The organism is Actinoplanes sp. NPDC048791, assembly GCF_040650095.1.
GTDB lineage: Bacteria > Actinomycetota > Actinomycetes > Mycobacteriales > Micromonosporaceae > Actinoplanes.
The window spans coordinates 1-8632 of the sequence record NZ_JBEZGQ010000290.1 but is presented as its reverse complement, the minus strand read 5'-3'; the positions used below and the strand labels follow the sequence as shown (position 1 = coordinate 8632).

The 8632-nt window shown below is 71.3% G+C and carries 7 protein-coding genes and 2 pseudogenes; 4 read left to right on the top strand and 5 right to left on the bottom strand.

Annotation, left to right across the window (positions count from 1 at the left end):
* From AB0C29_RS21445 to deoC, 5 genes and pseudogenes are all read right to left on the bottom strand, one after another.
* Positions 1-728: pseudogene (locus AB0C29_RS21445) on the bottom strand (transposase); the annotation flags it as partial.
* A gap of 24 nt (positions 729-752) precedes the next feature.
* Entirely contained in the window at positions 753-1592 is an 840-nt protein-coding gene (locus AB0C29_RS21440) for a DNA primase (protein ID WP_360822646.1), read from the bottom strand.
* Positions 1593-1765: 173 nt separating this feature from the next.
* Positions 1766-2560 (bottom strand): aldehyde dehydrogenase family protein, encoded by a 795-nt coding sequence (locus AB0C29_RS21435; protein WP_360822643.1) that lies wholly within the window; start codon positions 2558-2560, stop codon positions 1766-1768.
* Between the two features lie 277 nt (positions 2561-2837).
* Positions 2838-4271, bottom strand: a complete 1434-nt coding sequence (locus AB0C29_RS21430) for an aldehyde dehydrogenase family protein (protein ID WP_360822641.1) — start codon at positions 4269-4271, stop codon at positions 2838-2840.
* A 4-nt stretch (positions 4272-4275) separates the two neighbouring features.
* On the bottom strand, positions 4276-5226 hold the full coding sequence (deoC, locus tag AB0C29_RS21425; protein ID WP_360822638.1) for a deoxyribose-phosphate aldolase: 951 nt from the start codon (positions 5224-5226) through the stop codon (positions 4276-4278).
* Between the two features lie 62 nt (positions 5227-5288).
* Here deoC and upp point away from each other — a divergent pair, with 62 nt between their 5' ends.
* The 4 genes and pseudogenes from upp to AB0C29_RS21405 all read left to right on the top strand — a co-directional run.
* Positions 5289-5921, top strand: coding sequence for a uracil phosphoribosyltransferase (gene upp / locus AB0C29_RS21420; protein ID WP_360545432.1), 633 nt, complete (start codon positions 5289-5291; stop codon positions 5919-5921).
* Positions 5922-6223: 302 nt separating this feature from the next.
* Positions 6224-7330 carry a DegT/DnrJ/EryC1/StrS family aminotransferase gene (locus AB0C29_RS21415; RefSeq protein WP_360822635.1) on the top strand — a complete coding sequence of 369 codons (1107 nt, stop codon included), beginning with the start codon at positions 6224-6226 and terminating at the stop codon, positions 7328-7330.
* Complete coding sequence (locus AB0C29_RS21410; RefSeq protein ID WP_360822632.1) at positions 7327-8334, top strand: Gfo/Idh/MocA family oxidoreductase; 1008 nt, start codon at positions 7327-7329, stop codon at positions 8332-8334. Before AB0C29_RS21415 ends, AB0C29_RS21410 begins: the two co-directional genes overlap by 4 nt.
* Positions 8334-8632 (top strand): annotated as a pseudogene (locus tag AB0C29_RS21405) (glycosyltransferase family 4 protein); the annotation flags it as partial. The gene AB0C29_RS21410 and the pseudogene AB0C29_RS21405, both read left to right, overlap by 1 nt.

The window sequence follows — 8632 nt, the reverse complement described above, 5'->3', positions numbered from 1 at the left end:
GTGCCGGCGCCGGCACGGGTCAGCTCCGCGGCCACGTCTTCGGCGACCTGGTCACCGTCGTGACCGCGGCCGGTGAGGCGGCCGGGCTCCGGGAGCGCGTCCAGCACGGCGAGGGCCAGCGGATGGGCCGGATCCGGGTACGCCCGCAGCGCCGCCGGATACAGCTCGCGCAGCACCTCGCGCAGCGACGTGGCAGCCGCGTGCCGGCCGTTGAGCATCGCGACGTGGGCCGCGAGCACCGGCTTGTAGCTGACCAGCTCGCGGGGCGCCGGGATGGTGGCTGCCGTGAGGGCTCCGGCCTGAAGCGCGCGGGCGAGGCCCACGGCGCGACGGGCCGCCGGTGAGGCCGACATCTCCTCGGGGGAGTCGTCGTCGGCGAACCGTTCGGCGAAGTCGTCGGCTGAGTCGTCGTCGGCGACGGCGAGGGGACGGCCGGCTGCGGTCAGCAGCGACGTGACCATGTGGTCGTCGCTGTCGGCGGCGACCGCGGCGTCCGCGAAGCCACTCGTCCGTTCCACGAGCAGCGTGCCGAGCTGGGCATAGCCCCCCGGGTCGTCGCTGATCTCGTGGACCCCGAGCAGCCTTCCCGTGTCGTCCACCACGGCGATGGTCAGTTGCGAGCCGGCCGAGGCCGTCCGCACCGTCTCATCAGCCGACGCCAGACCGCAGTACACGCGCACGAGCGCCACGGCGTCGTCCTCCTCCCCGGGAGTGCTGTATTCGGCCAAGGACTGATGGTCCCTGTTGAGGGGTCAGTCGCGCCAGTCCACAGCGGCAGAGATCTTGCCGATAATCGAGCGCCAACCCAGACTCGCCTGTTGCGCCCCGATTTTACGCAGCTTGCGCCGTCCGAAGAAACCGCCCATTCCGCCACTCTCGGCCGACCGGAGAGACTCGTCCAGGTCGTCGAGCGGCGATCCCGGCGCCAAGGCCAGGATCACGGGCTTGAGGCGCAGGGCGTGACCCAGGTCCCGGGCCACCTCGCCGGCGGCGATGAGCAGCGGCAGATCCCACGTGTCGTGACCACCGCGCAGGTTCTCCACCACGAGATCCAGCTCGTAGCGGTCGTCCTGCGCCGGGTCGATGTCGCTCGACTGTACCCGTTCCACGACGGTCGGCCACGTGTCGAGCTGGGCCAGGTCGTGCGGTGCACCCGAACGAATGAAGGAGACCAGCGACTCCGGGGTCTTGAAGGTGAGCAGCTTGCCGCGGTGGCTCAGGAAGATCGGGACCTCTTCGTCCTCCTCCTCGGCCGCAGCGGCCTCTTCCGGCTCGTCGGCGAAGTCGGCCGGGTCGGGCTCGGCCACGACCTCGCCATCCTCGGTGGTGACCGTGCCGTCGGACTTGCGCTCCGACTTCGTGCCCGCGTCGCCCTCGGCGACCAGCGCGGCGAACTCGTCGTCGACGATGACGCCGTCCTCCTCGGCAGCGCGGGCCGCGGCCGCACGCTCCCGGGCGTCGAACGGGTCGTCCTCTTCAGTCTCGATCTCGGTCGGCGTGAGCTCCGAGGCGAGCCGGTACGCCCGCAGCGTCAGCCCCACGCCGCCCGGCATGGCGATCTCGACGGGCGAGATTCGTACCTCGTCCCACAGCTCACGGCCGGAGAGCCCGTCCTTGACGACGGCCTTCTCCTCCTTGACCGTCGAGCCCTCTTCGGGCGACTGGCTGGTCACGGTGACCTCCGGGTTGGTTCAAGCGAGCTGTTCGGACGGGTGAGTCTGGGCACACACCTTAGTGTGCGCTCCTGAAAGGAGACCGACCGAGGTCAGAAACCCTTCGGATGCCAGACCGTCTTGGTCTCCAGCAGCGCCGTCATCGGCCGCAGTCCCGGATCGGCGGTGAAGTCGGGCGTGTCGGCCGGCGGGCGGACGACCCGCTTGAGGCTGCCGGCCGCGGACCGCTCCAGCTCGGTGGCGAGCTCGGGATCGGCCACGCCGGTGAGGTCGAGCGCGTTGACGTCGTCGTGCGAGGCCAGCCACGGCGCGGTCTCGGCGGCGTGCCCGGTGAGAATGTTCACCACTCCGCCCGGGACGTCGGAGGTGGCCAGCACCTCGGCGAGGGTGACGGCGACCTGCGGCGTGGCGGTGAGCACCACGACCGTGTTCCCGGTGACGATCGCCGGCGCGATGACGCTGACCAGCCCGAGGAACGAGGCCGGGGCGACCACGCCGACAACACCGGTGGGCTCCGGCGCGGAGATGTTGAAGTACGGGCCGGCGACCGGATTGGCGCTGCCGTGCACCTGGGCGATCTTGTCGGACCAGCCCGCGTACCAGACCCAGCGGTCGACGGCCGCGTCCAGCTCGCCGGCCGCGACGCCCAGCGCGAGGAACTCGTCGCGCCGCGCCTCGACCATCTCGGCGATCCGGTAGAGCACCTGCCCGCGGTTGTAGGCGGTGGCGCCGGCCCACTTGGGCTGCGCCTTGCGGGCGGCCACGACGGCGTCGCGGGCGTCCTTGCGGGAGGCGAGGGCCACGTTGTCGCCGTCCACGAGATAGGTCCGTCCTGATTCGCTGCGCGGGAAAGCCCCGCCGATGTACAGCTTGTAGGTCTTGCGCACCGCGAGCCGACCGCCCCGGACGGCGGCGCTGTCGGCGCCCTGAGTGCCGGACGCAACTCGGTCGCCCGCGGCAATGGCGGTGGCGCGGCCACTCTCGGCGGGCGAGGTGGCGCTGCCGCCGGTGGCCGGGGTGCCTCCGGCGGAGGACGAAGCCGAGCTGCCCTCACCCTGGGCGGGTGCGGCCGCGGGGCCGCTCTTGGCCGGGGAGGCTTGGCGGTCGCGCTTGGCGCCGGTTGCGGCCTTGGCGCTGCCTGCGGCCTTGGCGGGGGACGGGGACTTAGGCAAGGTACGCCTCCAGGCCGTGCCGGCCGCCCTCGCGGCCGTAACCGGATTCCTTGTAGCCGCCGAACGGCGACGTCGGGTCGAACTTGTTGAACGTGTTGGCCCAGATCACGCCGGCGCGGAGCTTGTCGGCCATCGCCAGGATCAGTGAGCCCTTCTCGGTCCAGATGCCGGCCGACAGACCGTACGGCGTGTTGTTGGCCTTTTCGATCGCCTCGTCCGGCGTGCGGAAGGTCAGCACCGACAGCACCGGTCCGAAGATCTCCTCGCGGGCGATCCGGTGCGCCTGGGTGACGCCGGTGAAGATCGTCGGGGCGAACCAGAAGCCCTGGGCCGGCAGCTCGCACGGCGGTGACCACCGTTCGGCCCCTTCGGCGGCGCCGACGTCGGAGAGCTCGCGGATGCGGGCCAGCTGCGCGGCCGAGTTGATCGCGCCGACGTCGGTGTTCTTGTCCAGCGGGTCACCGACCCGCAGCGTCGCCATCCGGCGTTTGAGGGCGGTGAGCACCTCGTCGTACGCGGACTCCTGGACCAGCAGCCGCGACCCGGCGCAGCAGACGTGCCCCTGGTTGAAGAAGATGCCGTTGACGATGCCTTCGACCGCCTGGTCGATGGGCGCGTCGTCGAAGACGATGTTGGCCGCCTTGCCGCCCAGTTCGAGGGTCAGGCGCTTGCTGGTGCCGGCGACGGACCGGGCGATCTGCCGGCCGACCTCGGTGGAGCCGGTGAAGGCGACCTTGTCGACCCCGGGGTGCTCGACCAGGGTGCGGCCGGTCTCGCCGGCGCCGGTGATGATGTTGACGACGCCCGGCGGCAGGTCGGCCTGCTGGCAGATGTCGGCGAAGAACAGCGCGGACAGCGGGGTGGTCTCGGCCGGCTTGAGCACGACCGTGTTGCCCGCGGCCAGGGCGGGCGCGATCTTCCAGGCCAGCATCAGCAGCGGGAAGTTCCACGGGATGACCTGTGCGGCGACGCCCAGCGGCCGGGGGTCGGAGCCGTAGCCCGCGTACTTGAGCTTGTCGGCCCAGCCCGCGTAGTAGAAGAAGTGCGCGGCGACCAGCGGCACGTCGACGTCGCGGGACTCGCGGATCGGCTTGCCGTTGTCCAGGGACTCCAGCACGGCCAGCTCGCGGGAGCGTTCCTGGATGATGCGGGCGATCCGGAAGAGGTACTTGGCGCGTTCGGCGCCGGGCAGGGCCGACCAGGGGCCGAAGGCCCGGCGGGCGGCGGCGACGGCCCGGTCGACGTCCTCGGCGCCGGCCGAGGCGACCTCGGCGAGGACCTCCTCGGAGGCCGGGTTGACGGTCTTGAAGACCCCGCCGGAGGACGAGGCGGGCACGAACTCGCCGTCGATGAACAGGCCGTAGGACGGCGCGATGTCGACCACCGAGCGGGACTCGGGGGCCGGGGCGTACTCAAGGAAAGACATGGCCTCAGTCCAGCGTGAAGTAGTCCGGGCCGGCGTAGTGGCCGGTCGTGAGCTTGGTCCGCTGCATCAGCAGGTCGTTGAGCAGCGAGGAGGCGCCGAAGCGGAACCAGTCCGGGTCGAGCCAGTCGTCGCCGACCGTCTCGTTGATCAGCACCAGGTATTTGATGGCGTCCTTGGTGGTGCGGATGCCGCCGGCGGGCTTGACGCCGACCTGGCGCCCGGTCTGGGCCCGGAAGTCCCGGACCGCCTCGAGCATGACCAAGGTCACCGGCAGCGTCGCGGCCACGGGCACCTTGCCGGTGGAGGTCTTGATGAAGTCGGCGCCGGCCAGCATCGCCAGCCAGGAGGCGCGGCGCACGTTGTCGTACGTCCCCAGCTCACCGGTCTCCAGGATCACCTTGAGGTGTGCGGACCCACAGGCTTCCTTGACCGCGACGATCTCGTCGTACACGAAGTCGTAGCGACCGGACAGGAACGCGCCCCGGCTGATCACCATGTCGATCTCGTCGGCGCCGCCGGCGACGGCGTCGCGGGTGTCGGCCAGCTTGACGTCGAGCGGGGCCTGCCCGGACGGGAACGCCGTGGCCACGCTGGCCAGGTGTACGCCGGAGCCGGCCAGCACCTCGGCCGCGACCGGGACCATCGCCGGGTAGACGCAGATGGCGGCCACGCTGGGGCAGGTGGGGTCCGAGGGGTCGGGGCGCAGCGCTTTGGCCGACAGGGCCCGGACCTTGCCGGGGGTGTCGGCGCCCTCCAGGGTGGTCAGGTCGACCATCCGGATGGCCAGGTCGATCGCCGCCGCCTTGGCGGTGGTCTTCACCGACCGGGTGCCGAGGGCAGCCGCCCGCGCCTCGACGCCGACCTTGTCCACCCCGGGCAGTCCGTGCAGGAAAGATCGGAGATTGAAGGCGGAACCGGGCACGTTGGGCAGCCTCGACGTCGCTGTCGCAGTCATGAGAGGGATTCTACGCGGCCCACCGACAGTTGATCTTGAGGAACCCCGGTAGGTTGATCGGCGTGGACGTACTCGTCGTTGATCATCCGTTGGCCCAGTCCCGGCTCACCGTCATGCGTGACGCGCAGAGCGACTCCGGAGCCTTCCGCGCCGCCCTGCACGAGCTGACCACCATGGTCGTGTACGAGGCCGCCCGCACCTTCGCCGTCGAGCAGTTCCCGATCAGCACCCCGGTGGCGCCGACCCAGGGCACCCGGCTGGCCAACCCGCCGCTGATCGTGCCGGTGCTGCGGGCCGGTCTGGGCATGGCCGACGCCGCCCTGGCGCTGCTGCCCGAGTCGTCGATGGGCTTCGTGGGCCTGGCCCGCGACGAGGCCACCTATGAGCCGCGCGCGTACATGGAGTCGCTGCCCGGTGACCTCGCCGGGCTGCCCGTGCTCGTGCTCGACCCGATGCTGGCCACCGGCGGCTCCCTGGTGCACTGCTGCCAGCTGCTGGTCGACCGGGGCTGCACCGACGTCATCGTCTGCTGTGTGCTCGCCGCGCCGGAGGGCATCGAGCGGCTGCGCACCTCCGGCCTGCCGCTGCGGCTGGTCACCGCGTCGATCGACGAGGGCCTCAACGAGAAGATGTACATCGTCCCGGGCCTCGGTGACGCGGGCGACCGCCAGTTCGGCGGCATGCCGCGGTTCTGAAGGGATGAAATCCTGATGAACGCCGCCGGTTGCGCCGCGTGGGGGACGGATCACAGCCCGAGACATCCGGCGCCGATTTCCCGGACGAACTGCGAAACAGCTCACGGAAAGTGACAAGCGGCGGGCGTTTCTGGTAGCCCTATGGCACGTCAGTGATGGTTGCGGCCGATGCGTACGGTAGGCGATCTCACGTCTCGGTAAGGTACTGTTCCGGCCGCCAAGCGCCGTGCCGGTGCCGTCGAGCCACGTCACATGCTCACTCCCGGCGTTGCATCAGCCACGTGTACACAGGAGGACCGCCCATGTCTGGGCTGCAGGACGCCATTCCGCCCGCTCGTCCGGTCATCGGTGAGGCCGAGATCGAGGCCGCCGTTCGTGTCCTGCGCAGCGGCATGGTCGTGCAGGGCCCCGAGGTTGCCGCCTTCGAAGCCGAGTTCGGCGAGGTCGTCGGCGGCCGGCACTGCGTGGCCGTCAACTCCGGCACGTCGGCGCTGCAGCTCTCGCTGATGGCGCTGGGCTTCGGCCCGGGCGACGAGATCATCGTCCCGTCGTTCTCGTTCGCCGCCAGCGCGAACGCGGTCCGCCTGGTCGGCGCCACCCCGGTGTTCGCCGACATCGAGGCCGGCAGCTTCTGCCTGGACCCGGACGCGGTCGCCGCCGCGATCACCCCGCGCACCGTCGCGATCATGCCGGTCCACCTGTACGGCCACCCGGCCGCGATGGACCGCATCATGCAGATCGCCGAGCAGCACAGCCTCGCCGTGGTGGAGGACGCCGCCCAGGCGCACGCCGCGGCCCTCGACGGCAAGCCCGTCGGCAGCTTCGGCGCGGCCGGATGCTTCAGCTTCTACCCGACCAAGAACATGCACTCGCTCGAGGGCGGCATGATCAGCACCGGGGACGCCCAGCTCGCCCGCACCCTGCGCCTGCTGCGCAACCAGGGCATGGAGGCGCGCTACCAGAACGAGATCGTCGGCGCCAACATGCGGATGACCGACGTGGCCGCCGCGATCGGCCGCGTCCAGCTCGGCCAGCTCGAGGCCTGGACGGAGAAGCGCCGCGCCAACGCCGCGTACTTCGACGCCAACCTCACCGGTGTGACGGTGCCGCCGGTGGCCGCGGGCGCCCGCCACGTCTACCACCAGTACACGGTCCGGGTGCAGGGCGACCGGGACGCGTTCCAGGCCGGGCTCAAGGAGCTGGGCATCGGCAACGCCGTCTACTACCCGACCCCGATCCACGAGCTGCGCCCGTACCTGAACGAGGACGGCCAGGTCGGCGACTGGAAGCTGCCGGAGACCGACCGCGCGGCCCGCGAGGTCGTGTCGCTGCCGGTGTTCCCGAGCCTGACCCAGGAGCAGCTCGACCGCATCGTCGAGGGCGTCAACACCGTGGCGGCGAAGGCATGAGCGCGCCGAGCGGACTCCGCGCGGGCCTGATCGGCCTCGGCGCGATGGGGCGCAACCACGCCCGCGTGCTCAACCTGCTGGACGGCGTGCAGCTCGTCGGCGTGCTGGACCCGGCGCCGAACGCGGTGGCGCCGCACGGCGTGCCGGTCGTGACCGACCTGGAGCAGCTCCTCGCGCTCCAGCTCGACTACGCGGTCATCGCCTGCCCGACCGCCCTGCACGAGGAGATCGGGCTGCGGCTGGCCGAGGCCGGCGTGCACGCTCTGATCGAGAAGCCGCTGGCCCCGTCGGTCGAGGCGGCCGGCAAGCTGGTCGAGGCGTTCGAGAGCCGTGGCCTGGTCGGTGCCGTCGGTCACATCGAGCGGTACAACCCGTCGCTGCAGAGCCTGCGCACCCGGCTCGAGGCCGGCGAGCTCGGCGACATCTACCAGGTCGTCACCCGGCGCCAGGGCCCGTTCCCGGGCCGGATCGCCGACGTCGGCGTGGTCATGGACCTCGCCACCCACGACATCGACCTCACCGCCTGGGTGACCGGGCACGAATATCTGGACGTCTCCGCGCGCACCGTGTCGCGCAGCGGCCGCCCGCACGAGGACATGGTCTCCGCCGTGGCCTCGCTGGGCGACGGCCTGATGGCCAACCACCTGGTGAACTGGCTCAGCCCGTTCAAGGAGCGGTCCACGGTCATCACCGGCGCCAAGGGCAGCTTCGTCGCCGACACGCTGACCGCCGACCTCACCTTCTACGCCAACGGCGCGGTGGACACCGAGTGGGAAGCCCTGCGGGCGTTCCGCGGGGTGGCCGAGGGCGACATGGTCCGGTACGCGATCCCGAAGCGGGAGCCGCTGCTCGTCGAGCACGAGCGCTTCCGTGACGCCGTGGAGGGCAAGGACAGCGACATCGTCACGCTGCGCCAGGGCATGCGTACGGTCGAGGTCGCGGAGGCTGTGCTCCGCTCGGCCACCAGCGGCACGACGGTCGTGATCCCCGCGAAGCGGGCGTGATGTCCGGCCCCGTCGCCGTCGTCACGCCCTGGTATCCCAGCTCCCAGCTGCCGTTCCGCGGTGCGTTCGTCCAGGCCATGACCGAGGCGACCGTACCCGGCACGACGTCGTTCACCGTGTACCACTGCGACAGCTGGGTGGCTCGGCTCTCCGCGGCGCAGGACGCCGAGATCACCGCGGCGTTCCGCGCGTTGATGCCGGCGGCGGGTGCCCCCAGCAAGACGGTCGGCGGGGCCGATCTCGTCACTGTGCCGGTGCCCATGCCGCGGGCGCTGCCGTTCGCGGAGCAGGCCCAGCG

What these genes read in the sequence shown, in the direction of transcription:
- AB0C29_RS21430 (WP_360822641.1), bottom strand. Translation starts at nt 4,271, where the DNA reads ATGTCTTTCCTTGAGTACGCCCCGGCCCCCGAGTCCCGCTCGGTGGTC.
- deoC (WP_360822638.1), bottom strand. Translation starts at nt 5,226, where the DNA reads ATGACTGCGACAGCGACGTCGAGGCTGCCCAACGTGCCCGGTTCCGCC.
- AB0C29_RS21415 (WP_360822635.1), top strand. Translation starts at nt 6,224, where the DNA reads ATGTCTGGGCTGCAGGACGCCATTCCGCCCGCTCGTCCGGTCATCGGT.
- AB0C29_RS21410 (WP_360822632.1), top strand. Translation starts at nt 7,327, where the DNA reads ATGAGCGCGCCGAGCGGACTCCGCGCGGGCCTGATCGGCCTCGGCGCG.